At 68.4% G+C, this 18,341-nt stretch carries 16 protein-coding genes; 9 read left to right on the top strand and 7 right to left on the bottom strand.

The window, feature by feature from the left end:
* Positions 1-42: 42 nt before the first annotated feature.
* Both ACZ5BM_RS03820 and lysA read right to left on the bottom strand, forming a co-directional pair.
* Positions 43-2,796 carry a DUF4175 domain-containing protein gene (locus ACZ5BM_RS03820; protein WP_498910042.1) on the bottom strand — a complete coding sequence of 918 codons (2,754 nt, stop codon included), beginning with the start codon at positions 2,794-2,796 and terminating at the stop codon, positions 43-45.
* A complete protein-coding gene (gene lysA / locus ACZ5BM_RS03815; RefSeq protein WP_498910041.1) occupies positions 2,793-4,172 on the bottom strand; it encodes a diaminopimelate decarboxylase family protein in 1,380 nt (459 codons plus the stop codon). The genes ACZ5BM_RS03820 and lysA overlap by 4 nt, the downstream gene beginning before the upstream one ends.
* A 152-nt stretch (positions 4,173-4,324) precedes the next feature.
* Here lysA and ACZ5BM_RS03810 point away from each other — a divergent pair, with 152 nt between their 5' ends.
* Positions 4,325-4,720: a cytidine deaminase family protein gene (locus ACZ5BM_RS03810; protein ID WP_498910039.1), complete on the top strand. Its 396-nt coding sequence runs from the start codon at positions 4,325-4,327 to the stop codon at positions 4,718-4,720.
* A gap of 133 nt (positions 4,721-4,853) precedes the next feature.
* Here the strand turns inward: ACZ5BM_RS03810 and ACZ5BM_RS03805 are convergent, their stop codons facing one another.
* Positions 4,854-6,005, bottom strand: coding sequence for an alpha/beta hydrolase fold domain-containing protein (locus tag ACZ5BM_RS03805; RefSeq protein WP_498910038.1), 1,152 nt, complete (start codon positions 6,003-6,005; stop codon positions 4,854-4,856).
* Positions 6,006-6,177: 172 nt separating this feature from the next.
* A complete protein-coding gene (locus ACZ5BM_RS03800) occupies positions 6,178-7,422 on the bottom strand; it encodes an oxalate decarboxylase family bicupin (RefSeq protein ID WP_498910037.1) in 1,245 nt (414 codons plus the stop codon).
* A gap of 100 nt (positions 7,423-7,522) precedes the next feature.
* On the opposite strand from ACZ5BM_RS03800, the gene ACZ5BM_RS03795 reads away from it, so the two are divergent.
* Both ACZ5BM_RS03795 and ACZ5BM_RS03790 read left to right on the top strand, forming a co-directional pair.
* Positions 7,523-8,404 carry a LysR family transcriptional regulator gene (locus ACZ5BM_RS03795; RefSeq protein WP_498910036.1) on the top strand — a complete coding sequence of 294 codons (882 nt, stop codon included), beginning with the start codon at positions 7,523-7,525 and terminating at the stop codon, positions 8,402-8,404.
* 64 nt (positions 8,405-8,468) lie between these two features.
* Entirely contained in the window at positions 8,469-9,290 is an 822-nt protein-coding gene (locus ACZ5BM_RS03790; protein WP_498910035.1) for an alpha/beta fold hydrolase, read from the top strand.
* A 7-nt stretch (positions 9,291-9,297) separates the two neighbouring features.
* Here the strand turns inward: ACZ5BM_RS03790 and ACZ5BM_RS03785 are convergent, their stop codons facing one another.
* Positions 9,298-9,465: a hypothetical protein gene (locus ACZ5BM_RS03785; RefSeq protein WP_498910034.1), complete on the bottom strand. Its 168-nt coding sequence runs from the start codon at positions 9,463-9,465 to the stop codon at positions 9,298-9,300.
* A 283-nt stretch (positions 9,466-9,748) separates the two neighbouring features.
* Between ACZ5BM_RS03785 and ACZ5BM_RS03780 the strand changes: the two genes are divergently transcribed.
* Entirely contained in the window at positions 9,749-10,480 is a 732-nt protein-coding gene (locus tag ACZ5BM_RS03780) for a trypsin-like serine peptidase (protein WP_498910033.1), read from the top strand.
* A 16-nt stretch (positions 10,481-10,496) separates the two neighbouring features.
* On the opposite strand, the gene ACZ5BM_RS03775 is transcribed toward ACZ5BM_RS03780, so the two are convergent.
* Positions 10,497-10,631, bottom strand: a complete 135-nt coding sequence (locus ACZ5BM_RS03775) for a hypothetical protein (RefSeq protein WP_498910032.1) — start codon at positions 10,629-10,631, stop codon at positions 10,497-10,499.
* Positions 10,628-12,073: an argininosuccinate lyase gene (gene argH, locus ACZ5BM_RS03770; protein ID WP_498910031.1), complete on the bottom strand. Its 1,446-nt coding sequence runs from the start codon at positions 12,071-12,073 to the stop codon at positions 10,628-10,630. The genes ACZ5BM_RS03775 and argH overlap by 4 nt, the downstream gene beginning before the upstream one ends.
* 3 nt (positions 12,074-12,076) lie before the next feature.
* Between argH and ACZ5BM_RS03765 the strand changes: the two genes are divergently transcribed.
* The 5 genes from ACZ5BM_RS03765 to ACZ5BM_RS03745 all read left to right on the top strand — a co-directional run bounded on the left by ACZ5BM_RS03765 (position 12,077) and on the right by ACZ5BM_RS03745 (position 18,325).
* Positions 12,077-12,655, top strand: a complete 579-nt coding sequence (locus ACZ5BM_RS03765) for a TlpA disulfide reductase family protein (protein ID WP_498910030.1) — start codon at positions 12,077-12,079, stop codon at positions 12,653-12,655.
* Between the two features lie 42 nt (positions 12,656-12,697).
* Positions 12,698-13,492 carry a TatD family hydrolase gene (locus ACZ5BM_RS03760; protein WP_498910029.1) on the top strand — a complete coding sequence of 265 codons (795 nt, stop codon included), beginning with the start codon at positions 12,698-12,700 and terminating at the stop codon, positions 13,490-13,492.
* Between the two features lie 158 nt (positions 13,493-13,650).
* Complete coding sequence (locus ACZ5BM_RS03755; protein ID WP_498910028.1) at positions 13,651-15,891, top strand: TonB-dependent receptor; 2,241 nt, start codon at positions 13,651-13,653, stop codon at positions 15,889-15,891.
* 8 nt (positions 15,892-15,899) lie between these two features.
* Positions 15,900-16,988, top strand: coding sequence for a nucleoside hydrolase (locus tag ACZ5BM_RS03750; RefSeq protein WP_498910027.1), 1,089 nt, complete (start codon positions 15,900-15,902; stop codon positions 16,986-16,988).
* Entirely contained in the window at positions 16,985-18,325 is a 1,341-nt protein-coding gene (locus ACZ5BM_RS03745; RefSeq protein WP_498910026.1) for an NCS2 family permease, read from the top strand. Before ACZ5BM_RS03750 ends, ACZ5BM_RS03745 begins: the two co-directional genes overlap by 4 nt.
* Positions 18,326-18,341 lie beyond the last annotated feature (16 nt).

The following is an 18,341-nucleotide window of genomic DNA, read 5'->3' as shown; positions in this document are numbered from 1 at the left end:
GCGATTATCATGCACGATGCATGTTAATCGCCTCCGCGCCGGTCAGAACGCGCGCAGCAGCCGGTCCAGATAGTCCAGCTCGCCTTGCGGACGGGTGCGGTCGCTGTCCCGCCGGCGGATCTCGTTCTCGATCTGCCGCGACCGCGCGGCGCTGTCGCCGTCCGGCACATGGGTCTCGCTGCCGTCGCCGGCGCGGCCATTGTTGTCGCCGGTCGGGCGTCCGAGCGGATCGCGCGGACCCTTGCTGTCGTCGCTGCCCAGCTCCGCCGCCTCGCCGGGCGTGCCGTCGCCGTCCTGGCCGGATTCCGCCTGTCCGCTCTCGTCGCCGGGCTCGTCCGCGCCGTCCCCGCTGCCGTTGCCGGGCAGCAGCGCCAGACCGCTGCCGCCGGAGCGGCCGCCGCGCATGGCGGCGCTCATCTGGTTGCGGCCTTTCTGCAGGGCGGCCAGCGCCTTGGCTTCCGCCTGGGCGGCGGCGGCGTCGTCCTTGTTGCCGAGCGCGTCGCGGGCGGCGCGCATGTTCTTCTCGGCGTCGGCGAGACCGTCGGCTTTCTTGCCGGTGAGGCCTGTGAATTCCTGTTGAAGCTCGCCCAGGGCGCGGGCCAGCACGTTCTGGGCGTGGCCGTCGCGCGTGCGCGCCGCATCCTGGTCCGGCGGCGGCGCGGCCTGTTTCTGCGCACCGGAAGGCGGCGTCGGCGCATCCTGTGCGGGCGAACCGGAAGCGCCGTTATCGTCCAGCGGAATGCCGAGCTGTTGCAGCAGCGCGCGTGTGGCGGCGTCCGGCGCGCCGCCCTGTTCGGCGCCGGCATCCTCGCCGTCCGTCTCGAGACGGCGCTGCTGATCCTGCCGGGCGCGGTCGGCGGCGCCCTGCCGGTTCTGGGTGCTGTCGAGCAGGGCCGTCTGGCGCTTCACGAGGTCCTGCACCGCCTGCATCTGGTCGCGCGCCTCGGCGGTCGCCTGCGCCTGTTCTGCGGCGCTGCGCAGGTCCTGCGGCGTGGCCAGGCGCATATGGTCCAGCATCTGCTGCATGCGTGACAGGTCCTGCATGGCCTGATCGCCATGGCCGTTCGCGGCCTGCTCCTGCATCTGCTTCAGCATGCGGTCGAGCGCGTCTCCGCCGGACGTCATGCTGTCGGGCAGGGCCGGCATCGGCCTGTGCTCGCGTGCGGCCTGCTGCGCCAGCGCCTGCATCTTGCGCCGGATCGCCTGGGCCAGCTCGGCGATGCGCTTGTGCAGCTCGTCCTGCTCGCCGGCGTTCTGTCCGGCCTGTCCGAGCTGGCGCATGTGCTCGATCTGCGCCGACAAACGCTCCTGCGCGCGCCGGATCTCGGCGGTGGCGCGGGCGCCGGCACGGTCGTTGTGCAGCCCGTCTTCCAGCGCGAGGGCCAGGTTCCAGAGGCGGTCGGAGGCTTCGGCGACGGTGCCGGGCTGATCGCCGTAACGCTGGAGGAGCGAGGCGATCGCGCTGAGGTTCAGGAACAGGCCGCTATCCTGAGCGATCTGGCCGGGCGTGTCGCCCAGCGCGGCGAGATCGCCGCCCGCGTCGGCGGGGGTTTCGGCGCCCGTGCCGAGGCGCCGGCGCAGGTCGAGCACGGCGCGGGCCAGCGGGTTGCGGAACGGGCGCGCGGGCAGGGTGAAGGCAGCGTCGGCGCTGCTGGCGGTTTGTCCGGCGGTGTCGGTGGCGACCAGACGGGCGACCACCTTGGCGCCGGCCCAGGGATCGGCGCTCAGATCCTCCAGCGCCACGCCTTTCGCCTTGTCGGGCGTGCCGCCGAGCGGGATCTGCACATGCAGCACGCGGCCGGTCTTGTTGTCCGCCAGCCGGATCTCGGCCTGGAGCGACCGGATGCCGTAGCGCTGCGACGCGGACCAGGGCAGGCGCAGACGCCAGGGCACGGTCTTGTCCGCGCCCGGCGGGGCGGTCCAGGCGACCACCGGGGCGCCGGCCGGCTGCGAGACGATGTGCCACGCGGCGAGCCTGTAGCCGGACTCGCGCACATGCACCGTGATTCCGTCCGCATCGCTGGCGGGAACAGCGCCGCTGAACGACCAGGAGCGTTCGGAAAGCTTGGCGAACCGGCCCGATACGCCGTCCAGGGAGGGCATGGCGGGGGAGCCGGACAGCGAGACGGTGAGGGTGGAGCCGGCCGGGACCGCATAGCGCCCGTGCGGGTCGGACAGGAACACGGGCGCGCCGCCGGCGAAGGGGGGCGGGGTGATCCAGGCCTGCAGCACGGGTCGCGGGCCGAGCGGCAGGGCGATGCCCGGCCAGAAACCGCTGGCGAGGCGGAGCGGCGCATCGGCGCCGGAAAGAAGGGCGGCCACCAGCAGGCCCGCCAGCAGAGCCGCGCCGAAGCCGCGCCGGTCATGCGCGCGGAAGGGCAGGTGCGGGCGTCCGGCGTGGAGCGTGCGGAGTTCGGCGCGCGTGCGCTCCAGATGCGCGGCCCAGAGTCCGTCCGCGCCCGGAGCGGACGCGACCGGCCGATCCAGCAGGGTGCTCAACGGGCGGTGGGACAGGCGGGAGGCGCGCTCGATGCGGCGGTCGCGCTCCTCGACCGTGGGGGTGCGGAGACCGCGGAGGGCGGCGCGGACCAGGGCGCCGGCGCCGGCCAGGACGGCCAGGACCGCGAGCCCGTGCAGGATGGGAGGCAGGCGCTGCGGGATCGTCAGCAGGCTCAGCAGCGCGAAGCAGCCGAGCAGAAACAAGGCGGGCAGCAGCGACGGCCAGAGCCGCTCGATCGAGAGCGCCAGACCGGCCTTGCGCCGGGTCCGGTGCAGCAGATCGGTGCGGTCGGTCATTCCGTGGGTGCGACCGGGGCGACCGGGGCGGCGTGGCCGATCCAGCCCGGCACGCGCTCGTCGCGCCACAGCGCTTCGACGGGCTGGCGTTCGCGGATCAGCGCCCAGCGCTCGCCATCCACCATCACCTGCGCCGCCAAAGGACGGGCGTTGTAGGTCGAGCTCATCACCGCACCGTAGGCGCCCGTATCGAGGATCGCCACGGTGGCGCCGTCGCCCAGGGCCGGCAGGAGGCGGTCGCGGGCCAGGGTGTCGCCGGTCTCGCAGACCGGGCCGACCAGATGGGCCGGCGCCAGCGGGGCGGCGGCATCGTCGGCGGCGAGCGGCACCACGCCGTGCCACGCTTCGTAGAGGCTGGGGCGGATGAGGTCGTTCATGGCGCTGTCGAGCACCACGAAAGGCGGCGCATCGCCGTCCCGTTTCACCCGGATCACCCGCGCCAGCAGCACGCCGGCCGGTCCGACCAGCCAGCGGCCGGGTTCGATCGCCAGCTCCAGATCGAGCCCGCCGAGCGTGGCGGCGATGGCGCCGGCAAAGGCGCGCGGAGAGCCTTCCGCCTCGTCGCGATAGGTGATGCCGAGGCCGCCGCCGCAATCCACCATCCGCACGGCATGGCCGGCCGCGCGCACCTGCGCGACCAGGGCGGCGATGCGCTCGAACGCGGCGCGGAACGGGGCCGGCGTGGCGATCTGGCTGCCGATATGCACCGCGAAGCCGAGCGGCACGATGCCGGGCAGGGCGGCGGCGCGCGCGTAAAGGGCGGCGGCCTCCGCATAGGCGACGCCGAACTTGTCGCCGGCCTTGCCGGTGCTGATCTTGGCGTGGGTGAGGGCGTCGACGTCCGGGTTCACGCGCAGGGCGATGCGGGCTTCCGCGCCCATCCCGGCGGCGACGGCGGAGAGCAGCGCGAGTTCTTCCGCGCTTTCCAGATTGAGCTGGCCGATGCCGAGACGCAAAGCGAGACGCATCTCGTCGGCCGTCTTGCCGACGCCGGAGAACACGATCCGCTCCGGGGCGATGCCGGCCTCGACCGCGCGCAGCAACTCGCCGCCGCTGACCACGTCGGCGCCGGCCCCTTCGGCGGCGAGGACGCGCAGCACGGCGAGATGGTCGTTGGCCTTGATCGCGTAGTGGATGCGCGCGCCAATCCCGGACTCGCGCATCGCCTCGGCCAGACGGCGATAGCGCGCGCGCAGCGTGCCGGCGCCCGTGACCCAGACCGGGGTTCCGACGTCTTGTGCGATCAGCCGCAGCGGAACGCCTTCGAACAGCAGCCCGTCGAACGCGTCCATGCGCAGATGCGGGCGCGCCGCGAGCAGCGAGGCGGTGTCGGGGTCGATCGTGTCGCGATGAAGCAGGGCGGGCTGGTCGGGCATGAGAACAGAGTAGAGAAGCGGGACGTTCCCTCCAAGCGTTCCGGTCCCTTCTGGCGTTCCGTTCCGCTCAAGTGTTCTGGGCGGAATGCTCTTCGCATCGGCGCTGCGACCTGGGATACGGGCGGCGGTCCACGACAAGCGGGAGAAGCGGGATGGCGGATGCGATGATCGAGGCGGCGCTGAAGGCGCGAGAGAACAGCTACGCCGCCTATTCCCGGTTCCGCGTCGGCGCCGCGATCCGTTGCGAGCGCGGCGTGGTGCATCCGGGCTGCAACGTCGAGAACGCGGCCTATCCGGAAGGCGTGTGCGCGGAAGCCGGCGCGATCTCGGCGATGGTCCTGTCCGGCAGCCGCCGCATCGAGGAGGTGGTGGTCGCTGGGGGCGGCAGCACGCCGTGCATGCCGTGCGGGGGGTGCCGCCAGAAGCTGCGCGAATTCGCCGGGCCGGATGTGGCGATCCGGGTGGTGGACGAGCATGGCACGCTGTTGCTGGTGCGGACGCTGGCGGAGTTGCTGCCGGATTCGTTCGGGCCGGAATCGTTGGTGTAGAAGGAAGACCTTCTTTTTCTAAAGAAAAAGAAGCAAAAAGACTTCTGTCCGTTTGGGTTCGCGGACCCTGCATGGCCCAGTGCCAAACGGACAGAAGTTCTTTGGTTCTTTCTGGATGAACGTCGGCGGCTATTTACGACCAATGCCGAGCGACGAAGTCCGCCACCTTGTCCAGGGCTCGACCTGCGGTGTCCAGGTGCCCAACATCCCGTTGAAAGACATGGTGCATACCGTCGAACAGTTGCAGTTCGACCTTGCCTCCCTGGACTGCGGCGCCATCCGCGTAGCGACGGGCGTCGTCCAAGAGGACCTCGTCCGTTCCGACCTGTAGCAGGAGCGGCGGGGGGGCTTCCGGGATACCGTACAGGGGCGATGCGCGCGGATCGCGTGGGTCGGCGCCATTCAGGTAGGATTTGGCCAGACCCGCCAAAACCTCCGGCTTGAACACCGGGTCGAACGTCGATGGGTCGTTAAAGGATCGTCCCGATAGTGCGAGGTCGGTCCAGGGCGAGAACACCGCCACGCACGCGGGACGACAGGCCGTGCGGACGTCGGCAAGAAGAGCGAGCGCCAGCCCTCCGCCCGCCGAGTCCCCCATCAGGGCGTAGGCTGCGACATCTCTCGTCGTGAACCATTCGAAGGCGCGCTGAACGGCATCATAGGCCGACGGAAAGCGCTGCTCCGGGGCGAGCGGATAGTCGACGGCGAAGACCGCACACCCCATGCGAGCCGCGATCTGGCTCGCGAAACCGCGGTAGGAGGTTGCGTCGCCGAGGTGGTAGCCGCCGCCATGCACGAAGAAGATGGCATGCGAGCGATCCGCAGTGGGTGGCGTGACCCACCATCCGTCGATGCCTTGCTCGGAAACACGCGCGAGGTCGATCCCGTTAGCCAACGGCGTCAGCGAACACATCGCAGAATAGTTGCCGCGACGATCGTCACCGAACTGGGCGACGAGCGCGCTGTTTCGTTCGAAGATCGCGCGCTGTTGCGCGCGATCGGCATCGGAGGAGGCAAAAGTGGCTACGCGAGGGGTTCGCGTTGTGGTCCCATGGTTCGGCATGGCAAACTCCTTGCGGCTTGTCGTCAATGGTCGAGACCGCTTCTTACGTTGCTGAAGCCTGTCGGCTGCCCGTGGTTCGGGTGATCTGCTCGATCTCCCGAACCAGATCGTGCAGGCTTCGGACAGCGCGAAACTGCGATTGATCGGCGCGACGATCTCGCCTCCGGCTTCGATCGGGGACATCGAAGTGCCGGAGGACGTCAGGTTCGTCTGGGTGGTCATAAACGCCTGCCTGCATGTCCGTCTCCGACGTTTGAGAACAGTGACGTGCTGCGCGCAGACGGGCATGGATGCCTGATGGTCGGCACGCGCCTCGAGCCAGCATGTCTGCCGCAGACGAAGACGAGACATCACTTGCAAGCCTTGGACAGAACGCTCTGTCGTCGTTTCCCGATCACACCGGAACGACGGCCGGTGCCATGTTCGGAAACCGCGCGAGGGCGGCGGGATCGATGTTGAGATGCTGCTGCACGAGCTGCGGCGGAAGGTGTGTCAGCCAGTCGGACAACGACACGTCCATGTAGGTGTCCGTCTTGAAGATTTCGAGAAATTGCAGCTCGGTATTACCGGTATTCTCGATGTAGTGACCGAGGCTCTTCTTGATGTAGCCGACATCGCCGGGGCGGAAATCGGCGGTGGCGGCCTTCGGCCCGGTGTTGAACACCGTCATGCGGGCCTGGCCCTTGATGTAGTATTGCCACTCGTCCGCGTTCGGATGCCAGTGCAGTTCGCGCATGCCGCCGGGTTCCACCGTCACCAAGGCCGCAGCCACATTCTTGGCGATCGGGAAGTTGCGGCTGTCCTGAATCTGCACCTGTCCGCCACGGGTCTTCTTGGTGGGCTTCATCGCGCCCAGGCGGAAGATCACCGGTTCCGTGTTCGGCACGCAGTTCATCGCGCGGCGATCGTCTTCGAGCGGACCGGGCTCCTTGCCTTCGAAGATCCACAGATTGTTCAGCGGGATGTTCTTGAAAGTGTCGGCGGGAACGTTGAAGTTCTTGGACAGCACCTCCGGCGGCGTGTGCGCCATCCAGTCGGTCAGCATCAGCGTGTTGAATTCCGATGCGCGTCCGTTGTCGAAGGCGAGCAGGAATTCGGCACCGTCCGGTCCGAGTCCTTGCAGCGAATGCGGCAGGCCGGGCGGGAAATACCAGAGATCGCCGGGGCCCACGTCGTCCACGCTGGGTCGGCCCTGCGCGTCGAGCGTGGTGATGCGGCACTTTCCGGTGAGCATGAAGGCCCATTCCGCCTGCTGGTGCCAGTGAAGTTCGCGAATGCCGCCGGCGGCGAGACGCATGTTCACGCCGGAGATGGTTTCGGAGATCGCGAAGTCGTCCTGCGTGACCTCGCGCGCCCAGCCGCCGTTCTGGATCCGTTTGTGGGCGTTGTTGAACGACGCCCAGAACAGCGGCATCCCGTTCACGTCCGTCGCCGGCGGATCCTGGAAGGACGGGAACTGCGCCATCAGGGCCGGGTTCTGCGGGCCGGGATCGGTCAGGCCGGTCGGCGTGCCGCGCGCGTTGATCGCGCCTTCTGCCGGATCGTCCGGGTTGCCGAAGCTGGGGGCGGCACGGGCGATGCCGGCGGCGCCGAGGGAGCCTGCGGCGGCGAGCAGGCCGCGGCGATGGAACGGTTTCATGGCGTGTTCCTTTGTCGGAGTTTCGTTGCGCGCACCCTGACTCCCACCGGGATAGATGCAAAGACATGACAAATTAATTCAAGTTGATAAATTGCGATTCATGATGAATGAGCTCGAGCCGGTGCTGTTGCGCTCCTTTCTCGCCGTTCTCGACACGCTCAGCGTGACGGAGGCGGCGGACCGTCTTGGGCTGGGCCAGCCGACGGTGAGCCAGCATCTCCGCCGCCTGGAGAACGCGGTGGGGCGCACCCTGCTCCGGCGCACCACGCGCTCGGTGCGGCCCACGGCGGACGGGACGGCGATGGCGGTGTTCGCGCGCGACATCCTGGCGGCCCAGGCGCGGGCGCTGAACCATTTCGCGCCGGGGCGTCTGCGCGGCACGCTGCGTCTGGGCGTGACGGAGGATCTGACCCTGACGCGTCTACCGGAGATCCTGCGCCGCTTCCGCGCGGCCCATCCAGACGTCGAATTGCGGTTGGAGGTCGGGTTGTCATCGCCGCTGAACAACCGTTTGAACGCGGGCGAGCTGGATTTCCTGTTCGCCAAGCGGCTGGAGCGGCATGCGCCGGGCATCGCGGTGTGGAGCGAGACGCTGGTTTGGCTCGCGAGCCCGGATTGGCGCCCGGTTCAGGGCGAGCCGGTGCCGCTGGTGTGTTTCCCAAACGCGTCCATCACCCGCGATGCGGCGGTGTCGGCGCTGGAGAATGCGGCCATGCCGTGGCGGCAGAGCGTGGCCAGCCCGAGCCTGCCCGCGCTTCTGGCGGCGTTGCGGGCCGGGTTCGGCGTGTCGGCCCAGGTGGCGCTTCTGGTGGGGGAGGGGTTGGCGATCGTGCCGGATGCGGCCGGGCTGCCGGCCCTGCCGCCGGTGGATTTCGTTCTGCTGGAGCGGCCCGGCACGATCGCGTCTGAGCCGGCGAAACGGCTGATGCGGATGATCCTGGATGCACAAGACGGGATCGCGGCCCGGCCGGGTCCGGGCTGAAAGGGTGGAACCACCGCTCGGGCGGGTTCGTTCCAGTGGTTATCACTGGTTCGGGAGCTCTCTCATGGCCTTTCTGCGCACCGCCGATGGCGTCGAGCTGTTCTACAAGGACTGGGGCAGCGGCAAGCCCGTGGTGTTCGTGCATGGCTGGCCGCTGAACGCCGACATGTGGGACTACCAGATGGAGCCGCTGTCGCGCGAAGGGCTGCGGACGATCGCCTACGACCGGCGCGGCTTCGGGCGTTCGGGTCAGCCGGGCGGGCGCTACGATTACGACGTGCTGGCCGACGATCTGGCGGCGCTGCTGGACGAACTCGATCTGCGCGACGTGACGCTGGTGGGGTTTTCCATGGGCGGCGGCGAGGTGGCGCGCTACGTGGCGCGCCACGGCACCGGACGGGTCGCCCGCATTGCCCTGGTGGCGGCGGTGACGCCCTTTCTGTTGAAGACGGCGGACAATCCGAACGGCGTGGATCGCTCCGTGTTCGATGGCATGGTGGCGCCGATCGAGCAGGACCGGCCCGCCTTTCTGGCCGAGTTCGGCAAGGCGTTCTACGGCACCGGCCTTCTGCACCATACCGTCTCGGCGCCGTTCCTGGACTGGTCGCTCGGGCTGGCGCTGCAGGGCTCGCACAAGGCGACGCTGGACTGCATCCGGTTATTCTCGGAGACCGATTTCCGCGCCGATCTGGCCCGGTTCGATCGGCCGACCCTGGTGATCCATGGCACGGCCGACTCGACGGTTCCGGTCGAGGTGTCCGGCGCGAAGGCGGCGCGTCTGATCCCGGGTGCGTCCCTGCACGAGATCGAGGGCGCGCCGCATGGGCTGTTCTATACCCATCGCGACGCGCTGAACGCCGCCTTGCTGGCTTTTATCCTGTCCTGAGCGGGGTTCAGTCGGCGGTTTCGATCAGCACGGCTTCCTGGAGACGCCAGCTCTGACCGGCCCGGCGCAGCGCTTCGATCTCGGCCGGATCCTCGACGAAGGCGGCTTCCGGATACTGGCCGAACGCATGCTGCACGATCACGCCGTGGCGTTCATGAGTAGGTGTTTGAGCCATCGCGGGGCGATCCTCCCTGAACCGGAAACATCCGGTCGTATAGCCTGTCCTTCGCGGCCTGCGACCGATAGGCCGTGTCGCCGCGGCGGACCGTTTCGCGCAGAGCAAGGCTTGTGGGCAACGCACAATCGACAAGCGCCGACGCGTCCCTGCCGGGCATGCGGTGCATGGCGAAATTCCTTGCGTCCATGGAACATGTTCCCTTTCTGCCGTTCGGGAGTGTTTTTCCGGACCGTGGCGGCTTCATGGCATTTGGTTGCCCGAAACAGCATTGTTGGCGGTTATGCGTGAAAGATTCGTAAACAAACTGCTGATCTGCGCGGTTTTGCTGACCGGCGTTGCACAAGCGCCACTACCGGGCGTCGGTGCGGGCGACCATCGCGTCGCCGTTCCGCTCGATACGGTGCCGTTTCGTTCTCTGCTGCGCGTGCAGACCGAGCTGGGTGCGCGCTGCACCGGTTTTCTGGTCGCGCCGGGTCTGGTGATGACGGCGGCGCATTGCCTGTATCTGCCCAAGGTTGGCCGTTTCCTACAGCCGTCTTCGGTGCACGTGCTGCTCGGCTATCGGGCCGGCGAATTCCGCGCCCATGCGCGCGCCAGGGCGTTCCGGATCGCGCCCGGCTACGATCCGGGGAACGAATCGGCCACGGCGGGCGCGGACCGGGCGATCCTGGTGCTGGACCGGCCTGTGGGCGGCGCGTCGGATCTGTTGTCATTGGCGCCTGTGCCGGTGGCCATGCCTGTGCCGGCGATGCTCGCCGGCTACGGCCAGGATCGGGACGAGATCGCCGTGGCCGCGCCGGGTTGCGCGGTCACCGGGTTGGCGGCGGACGGTCGAGGACGGCCGCTGCTGGTGCATGATTGCCAGGCGACGGCGGGAACCAGCGGCGCGCCCTTGCTGGTGCGTCGCGCGGACGGACGCTGGGCAGCCGCGGGGGTGCAGATCGAGGCGCGCGTCGGTCTGGCGGGCGGTCTGGCCGCGCCGGCTCTCGACCCTGGGCCCGCTTCGCGCTGACAGGCGCTGCGCCGCCTCAGTTCGGCGGGTAGCTCTGCGGGTAGATGATCTTGTCGGCAGGGCCGGGGGCGGCGGGTGCGCCCTTGCGGCCGCAATCGGCGAGGGACAGCGCTAGCAGCGCGCCCAGGCCGAGCAGAACGAGGCGGCTCATGCCGGTTTTCCTTCGGACAGGTCAGCGAGCCAGCGTCGTGCTTCCGCCGACACGTTGGCGGGCGCGGTGCCGCCTTCGCTGGTGCGGGATGCGACCGAGTTCTCGACCGTCAGCACGTCGAAGATCTCGGCGGTGATGCCGGGATGCTCGGCCTGCATCTCCTCGAGCGACAGGTCGGACAGGGCGGCCCCGCGCGCTTCCGCCGTTCCGACCAGACGGCCGGTGACGTGGTGCGCGTCGCGGAACGGCAGCTTCAGCACGCGCACGAGCCAGTCGGCGAGATCGGTGGCGGTGGAGAAGCCCGAGCCGGCCAGCGCGTGCATCCGGTCGGTGCGCGCTTCCAGGTCGCGCACCATGCCGTCGGTTGCGGCGAGGCAGAGGGCGGCGGCGTCGGTGGCGGCGAAGACCGGTTCCTTGTCCTCCTGCATGTCCTTGGCATAGGCCAGCGGCAGGCCCTTCATCACCGTCAGCAGCCCGACCAGCGCGCCGGTGACGCGTCCGGTCTTGGCGCGCGTGAGTTCGGCCGCGTCCGGATTGCGCTTCTGCGGCATGATCGACGAGCCGGTGGTGAAGGCGTCGCTTAGGCGCACGAAGCCGAACGGCGCCGAGCACCAGGTGATGATCTCCTCGGCCAGGCGCGACAGATGCATCGCCAGGATCGACAGGGCGGAGAGGTATTCCAGCGCGAAGTCGCGATCCGACACCGCATCGAGCGAATTGCGGGTCGGCCGGTCGAAGCCGAGGGCCGAGGCGGTCATGCGACGGTCGATGGGGAAGGAGGTGCCGGCGAGGGCGGCGGAGCCGAGCGGGCATTCGTTCAGGCGGCGGCGCGCATCGGCGAGGCGGCCGCGGTCGCGATGCAGCATCTCGACATAGGCCAGCAAATGGTGGCCGAAGGTGACCGGCTGCGCGGTCTGCAGATGGGTGAAGCCCGGCATCACGTCGGCGGCGTGCTGCAGCGCGCGCGTGGCGAGGCTGCGCATGAGCGCTGCCGCCTGCGCGTCGATGCCGTCGATCGCGTCGCGCACCCAGAGACGGAAATCGGTGGCCACCTGATCGTTGCGCGAACGGGCGGTGTGCAGGCGCTTGCCGGCCTCGCCGATGCGTTCCGACAGGCGGGCCTCGATGTTCATGTGGATGTCTTCGAGCGCCGGCTCGAAGTTGAAGCGCCCGGCCTCGATCTCGGCCTCGATCGCCCCGAGCCCGGCTTCGATCGCGTCGTGATCCTCCGCGGTGAGGATGCCGACCTTGTGCAGCATGGCGGCGTGGGCGCGCGAGCCGCGGATGTCCTGTCGCCACAGCGCCTTGTCGAAGCCGATGGAAACGTTGATCTCTTGCATGATCGCGGACGGGCCGCCGGCGAAACGCCCGCCCCATTGCGCGTTGGCCGCACCCGGACCGGGAACGGAGTGTTCGGTTTTCTCGTCCTGGTTTAGGAGCATTCGATGTCCGGGATCATGCGCGAAACACACCGCCGCACCGTGCTTGCGGGCGGTTGGACCCTACTGTTCGGCGGCGTTGCGCGCAAATGCGTGCCCGAAGCGCGGGCCGAGGCGGCGCATCCGCCGGTGCAGCCGTTCCGCATCGTCAAGCCGCATGCGCCGTCGATTCTGCCGCCGATCCGCTTCCAGCGCGGCGACGGCGGTGCGGCCGCCTTGTCGGATTATCTCGGCCGGGGCGTGGTGCTGAATCTGTGGGCGACCTGGTGCGTGCCCTGCGTGGCGGAGCTGCCGTCGCTGGATGCGCTGGCGCGGGCCCTGGCGCCGAAGCGGGTCGCGGTGCTGCCGGTGTCGATCGACCATGACGGGGCCGCACGTGTCCCGTCTTTCTTCAAGACGCATGGCATCTTCTCGCTGCCCGTGCTGCTCGATCCGCATGGCGCGATTCTGCAGGCGATCGGCCAGGAGGGGATTCCGATGACGTTGCTGATCGATGCGGCCGGGCGCGAGGTGGCGCGGGTGGAAGGCTCTGTGGACTGGGCCGATCCCGGGGCGGCGGACACGGTGGCGCGTCTGGTCGGGTAGGGCGGCACGACGCTGGAACGGCGTTTGCAGCCGGAGCAGCCCATGCAGGACGACGCACCGATTCTGGCGGACAGCCATTGCCATCTCGATTTTCCCGAACTCCAGCCGGATTTCGCCGCGGTGATGGCGCGTGCGCGCGGCGCTGGGATCGGGCGTTTCATCACCATCGCCACCGAGGTGCGCCGGCATGACGCGCTGATCGCGCTGGCCGAGGCGCATGAGGACGTGTTCGCCACTGTGGGCACGCATCCGCATTGGGCCGGGGTGGAGCGCGGCGTGCCTGCCGATCGTCTCGCCGCGTTGGCGGCGCATCCGAAGATCGTCGGCATCGGCGAGGTGGGGCTGGACCGTCTGCTGACCGATGCGCCCTGGGATGCGCAGGGGGAGAATCTGGCCGCGCATGTCGAGGCGGCCAGACGCACCGGTCTGCCGCTGGTGATCCATTCGGTCGGCGAGGACGAGGAGATGGGGCGCGTCCTGGTCCGCGCCCATGCGGAGGGGCCGATCCGCGTGGTGATGCACTGCTTTTCCGGCGGCGACGCGCTGGCGGAGATCAATCTGTCGCGCGGGCATTTCCTGTCGTTCTCGGGGATGCTGACCTTCGAGGGGCGCGATGCGGTAAGGGCGATCGCGGCGCGCGTGCCGGCGGATCAACTGCTGATCGAGACCGACTCGCCGTCTCTGGCGCCGGTGCCGCATCTCGATCGGCGCAACGAGCCCGCGTATCTGTGCTACGTGCTGCGCGAGCTGGCGCGTCTGCGTGGCGAGGATGAGGCCGTGCTGGCGCGGCAGCTTTGGCGCAATCTGCACGCCGCATTCCCGAAACTGCCTCGTTGACGATCAGGGCTGCTTGTTTCGCAAGCAATCCATGTCTGAAACGGCAAATCAGACGCGGATCGCGTCCAGTTTCCATCTTGCCCGAAATGTAACGAGCACCGAAACGTATACGCCGGAGGGCCGAACGGGTCCGATCGAATGGATGGACGAGGAACCGGATGACGGGTGGTCGTGGTGTTGCGCGCAGGGCTCTCCTGTCCGCCGTTCTGGTGTCCGCCGTTGCCGAACCCGCTTTGGCCGATCCGGTTTCCGCGACCACGCCCGCGCGTGCGAAGGCGGCGGCCAACCCGAAGCCCGCGCAGCAGGAGGAGGTGACGGTCACCGCCCGCCGCCGCAAGGAGCGCGCCACGGACGTTCCTGCCGCGGTCTACACCTTGTCGAAAAAGGAGATCGACGCGATCACCGTGGCCGGCGACGATATCCGCGCCTTGTCGGCACGCACGCCGAGCCTGTCGATCGAATCGTCGTTCGGCCGCACCTTCCCGCGCACCTATATCCGCGGACTGGGCAATTCGAACTACGACACCAACTCCGCACAGCCGGTCGCGCTGTATTACGACGACGTGGTTCTGGACAATCCGGTGCTGCGTTCGTTTCCGTTGTTCGATCTGGCCAACACGGAAGTTCTGCCGGGGCCGCAGGGGACGTTGTTCGGGCGCAACACGCCGGCCGGCGTGATCAACATCCATTCGCAAACGCCGGTCGACAAGAACACGGGCTATCTCAGCCAGAGTTACGGCACCTACAACAGTCTCGTCACCCAGGCGGTGGGCAATGCGGTGGTGGTGCCGAACAAGCTCGACGTGCGCCTGTCGGTGATCAACCAGCGACGCGACAACTGGGTGGACAACACCTATGGCGGTTATCGCTGGCGCACGAGCCTGAACGGATACGAGGATATCGCGGCGCGGCTGCAGGCGCTCTACACCATCGATCCGACCGCCAACATCCTGGCGGAGGTGGATGCGCGGCATCTGGAAGGCACCGCGCAGCTGTTCCGTGCCAATCTGTATCGCCATGGCAGCCCGAACATCGTGCCGGGCTACGACATCGACACCGTCTCGCAATCGGGCGACAACGCGCAGAACCTCACCACGGCGGGCGGCCATATCAAGGCCACCAAGACCATGGGCCATGTGGGCGTGCAGGCGATCGCCTCCTGGGTGGAAGGCTCGCTCGACTCGATCGGCTCCATCGACGGCGGCAACCCCGCCACCGTGCCGTTCAGCGTGGAGACCGGAACCTCCGCGCCCAAGATCAGCCAGGAAACGGCGGAGCTGCGCGCCTATACGATCAACACCGGACGCGTGTTCGACCAGGGCGGTCTGTATTTCTTCAACGAATGGCTGAACGACTACGATTCCAACTACAACATGCGCACCATGGCGACGACGGCGCTCGCCAACCAGCGCCAGAACGAGAACTCGGTCGGCATCTTCGACTCCCTGACCTACACCCTGGCACGCGGCCTCAGCGTCACCGGCGGCGTCCGGTATACGTACGACTTCAAGCGGTTCGATGCCACGCGCGTGTTCGGCGCGCCGGGGCCGCTGTCGCTCGGCGACAGCACGTCGAGCAACAACGTGAGCTGGGATGCGGCGATCAACTACAAGATCGTGCCGAACGTCAGCGTGTATTTCCGCGCCGCGACCGGCTTCCTGGCGCCGAGCTATCAGGGGCGTCTGACCTCCAACAGCTACATCTCCAAGGCGTCGGCGGAAAAGAACACCTCGTTCGAGCTGGGGGCGAAGGCCAATCTTCTGCATGGCCGCGTGCAGCTGTCCGGCGATGTCTACAGCTGGGACACCAGCAACATGCAGCTCACCGCCGCGGGCGGCACCGGCAACAACATCGAGCTGCTGAACGCCAAGGATGCGATCGGCCGCGGCGTGGAATGGAGCGCGCAGTTCTATCCGATCGAGAATCTCTCCATCGGCACCAACATGAGCTACAACTACACCGAGATTCAGTCGCCCGGCCTCGAGACCGCCTATTGCGGCATCGGCTGTTCGCTGCTGAACCCGGTCGATCCGAAAACCGGCTACGCGCTGATCGACGGCAATCCGCTGCCCTACGCGCCGCGCTGGATCGCCAACCTGAACGCGTCCTACGCCATTCCGGTGAACGACCAGCAGCGTTTCGTGCTGGCGACCGACTGGTCCTGGCGCAGCCAGCAGCTCTTCACGCTCTACAAGTCGGTGGAGTTCAACGGCAAGGCGTTGCTGCAGGGGGGCGCCAGCCTGTCGTTCATCGACGACAAGCGCCATTACGAGGCGCAGGTCTTCGTGCGCAACATCACCGACAAGGTGGTCGGCATCGGCTCGATCGATTTCAACAACTATACCGGCTACATCAACGATCCGCGCATCGTCGGCGGTCTGCTGCGCTTCACCTTCTGATGCGCACGATGGCGATCCGTTCTTTCGTCCGCTGGGCCGCCCTGTTTCTCCTGTGCGGTCTGGCGCCGGCGCGGGCGGAAACGCTGGTGTTTCTGGACAACGATTTTTCCGGGCCGGGCGAGACCAACATCCAGTCCCTGATTCCGGCCCTGTTCGATCCGGACGTGACGCTGCTGGGCATCGGCGTGGTCACGGGCGATGCCTGGCGCGACGAGGGAGCGGCGCATCTGCTGGCGTTCCTCGATCAGGTCGGATGCGGTGCGCTGCCGGTCTACCCGGGCGCGGAGCTGCCGTTCCGGCGCCGGCCGGGTGAGATCGCACGCTGGCAGGCGGAGTACGGGAAGCTGCGCTGGACCGGCGCGTTCCAGCCGGCCGATGCGCGTCATCCGGACCAGCATCCCGGCCGTCCGTCCTTCGTGCCGCCTTTGCCGGAAGGCGCGCCCACCACGACGATGCGCCCGGAATCGGCGGCTGCGGCGATGATCGCCGCCGTTCATGCCCATCCGCACCAGGTGGTGATCGTCGCCGCCGGGCCGTTGACCGATCTGGCGCTGGCGATCCGCGAGGATCCGCATTTCGCCGAGCTTGCGCGCGAGCTGGTGTTCATGGGCGGGCTGCTCGATACCGACCTGCCGCAGATCGCGGTGGAGCAGAGCAAGGCGATCGATTTCTTCACCGACTTCAACATGATCTTCGATCCCGAGGCCGCGCATACGGTGCTGACGGCGCCCTGGGCGCGGATCGTGAATGTCGGCAACGTCACGCTCGGCGTGCCTTTGACCGAGACCCTGCTCGACAAAGCGCCCGACACCCCGCAAGGACGCTATCTTCGGCGCTATGCGAAGGCGGGGATACCGATGTGGGATGAGCTGACCATGGCGATCGCGATCCATCCGGATCTGGTGACCGCCTCGGTGGAGGCCACGCTCGACGTGGATACGGGCGGCGGCCTGCTCTACGGACGGGCGCATGCGCGTGTGCCGGCCCTGGCACCGTCCGGCGCGCCGCCGGTGGAGATCGTCACCCAGGTGGACAAGGCGCGATTCTACGCCGGGTTCGCCGCCGATCTGAACCGCGCGCCGGCCTGCCGCCCGTGACCGTCGCGGTGCTTCCGGCCTGGATGCGGGCTCTGTCCGTGCGTCCCGTGCCGGGCGATGCCAGCCTGTGGCGCGAGGTTCTGGCCGGCGCCACCACCTTCGGCGCCATGGGCTATATCGTGGTGGTGAACCCGCTGATCCTGGCCGGTACCGGCATGGACCGGCATGTGCTGATCGTGGTGACGGCGCTGGCGGCGATGCTGGGCTCGCTGCTGATGGGGGTGATGGGCCGTCTGCCGATCGCGCTGGCGCCCGGCATGGGCTCCAACGTGGTGTTCGCGCAGGTGGCGGCGGCGAGCGGCGGCGTGTCCTACGGTGCGGCGCTGACCATGGTGCTGCTGGGCGGCATGCTGTTCACCGTGTTCTCCGCCACCCGTCTGCGCGAGCGGCTGGTGACCGGATTTCCCGACGCGGTCAGGATCGGCCTCCAGGGCGGCATCGGGCTGTTCATCGCCACCATCGGCCTCCGCAACGGCGGATTGCTGTCGGCGTCGGGGCATCTGGGCGATCTGCGGCAGCCGGCGGTGCTGCTCAGCGGCGCTGCGCTGCTGCTGACCCCGTTGTTGATGCTGCGACGCGTGCCGGCGGCGCTGCTTCTGTCCATCCTGGCCGTCACGCTGCTCGGGCTGGTCGTGCCGGGTCCGGACGGCCATCCATTGACCCGTCTGCCCGCACATCCGGTGCAATGGCCGCCGTCGACCACGAGGCTGCTGTTCGCCTTCGACATCCACGATCTGCTGGCCAATCTGGCTTTGGCGCTGCCTTTGGCCGGGTACTTCTTTCTGAGCGATTTCTTTTCCGCCACCGCCACGCTGATCGGCGTGACGCGCCGCGCCGGTCTGATGGACGCGCAGGGCAATCTGCCGAATGCGCGCCGCGCCTATCTGGCCGACGGACTCGCCTCCATCGTCGGCGCCTGCATCGGCAGCCCCACCGTGGCCGCCTATGTGGAATCCGCGACCGGGGTGGAGAGCGGCGGGCGCACCGGGCTCACCGCCGTCATCGCCGGGCTTCTGTTCGCCGGCACCATCTTCTTCTGGCCGGTGATCGGCGCGATCCCGCCGCAGGCGACCGCGCCGGCCCTGGTGATGGTCGGCGTGCTGATGATGGACGGCCTGCGCTATCTGCGCTTCGACCGTCTGCCGGACATCGCCTCTGCGGTTCTGATCCTGCTGCTCACCGTCACCACCGGCAATCTGATCGCCGGCCTGTCCATGGGCTGTTTCGCCTGGACGCTGATGGCGTTGGCGGAGAGGACGCGCGTGCCGCCGGTGATGTGGCTGACCGATGCTTTGCTGGCGCTTGATCTGGGCCTGAGCGCCGTGATCCAGCACTGATTTTGGGGGAAGGGCG

The sequence above is a fragment of the Lichenicola sp. GTC18331 genome, assembly GCF_055386855.1.
Note: the sequence above shows the minus strand (reverse complement) of the source record. Positions and strands in the feature narration are given on the sequence as shown.

Coding starts and splice junctions, on each gene's coding strand:
- ACZ5BM_RS03820 (WP_498910042.1), bottom strand. CDS start 2,796: ATGACCGACCGCACCGATCTGCTGCACCGGACCCGGCGCAAGGCCGGT.
- lysA (WP_498910041.1), bottom strand. CDS start 4,172: ATGCCCGACCAGCCCGCCCTGCTTCATCGCGACACGATCGACCCCGAC.
- ACZ5BM_RS03810 (WP_498910039.1), top strand. CDS start 4,325: ATGGCGGATGCGATGATCGAGGCGGCGCTGAAGGCGCGAGAGAACAGC.
- ACZ5BM_RS03805 (WP_498910038.1), bottom strand. CDS start 6,005: ATGACCACCCAGACGAACCTGACGTCCTCCGGCACTTCGATGTCCCCG.
- ACZ5BM_RS03800 (WP_498910037.1), bottom strand. CDS start 7,422: ATGAAACCGTTCCATCGCCGCGGCCTGCTCGCCGCCGCAGGCTCCCTC.
- ACZ5BM_RS03795 (WP_498910036.1), top strand. CDS start 7,523: ATGATGAATGAGCTCGAGCCGGTGCTGTTGCGCTCCTTTCTCGCCGTT.
- ACZ5BM_RS03790 (WP_498910035.1), top strand. CDS start 8,469: ATGGCCTTTCTGCGCACCGCCGATGGCGTCGAGCTGTTCTACAAGGAC.
- ACZ5BM_RS03785 (WP_498910034.1), bottom strand. CDS start 9,465: ATGGCTCAAACACCTACTCATGAACGCCACGGCGTGATCGTGCAGCAT.
- ACZ5BM_RS03780 (WP_498910033.1), top strand. CDS start 9,749: ATGCGTGAAAGATTCGTAAACAAACTGCTGATCTGCGCGGTTTTGCTG.
- ACZ5BM_RS03775 (WP_498910032.1), bottom strand. CDS start 10,631: ATGAGCCGCCTCGTTCTGCTCGGCCTGGGCGCGCTGCTAGCGCTGTCC.
- argH (WP_498910031.1), bottom strand. CDS start 12,073: ATGCTCCTAAACCAGGACGAGAAAACCGAACACTCCGTTCCCGGTCCG.
- ACZ5BM_RS03765 (WP_498910030.1), top strand. CDS start 12,077: ATGTCCGGGATCATGCGCGAAACACACCGCCGCACCGTGCTTGCGGGC.
- ACZ5BM_RS03760 (WP_498910029.1), top strand. CDS start 12,698: ATGCAGGACGACGCACCGATTCTGGCGGACAGCCATTGCCATCTCGAT.
- ACZ5BM_RS03755 (WP_498910028.1), top strand. CDS start 13,651: ATGACGGGTGGTCGTGGTGTTGCGCGCAGGGCTCTCCTGTCCGCCGTT.
- ACZ5BM_RS03750 (WP_498910027.1), top strand. CDS start 15,900: ATGGCGATCCGTTCTTTCGTCCGCTGGGCCGCCCTGTTTCTCCTGTGC.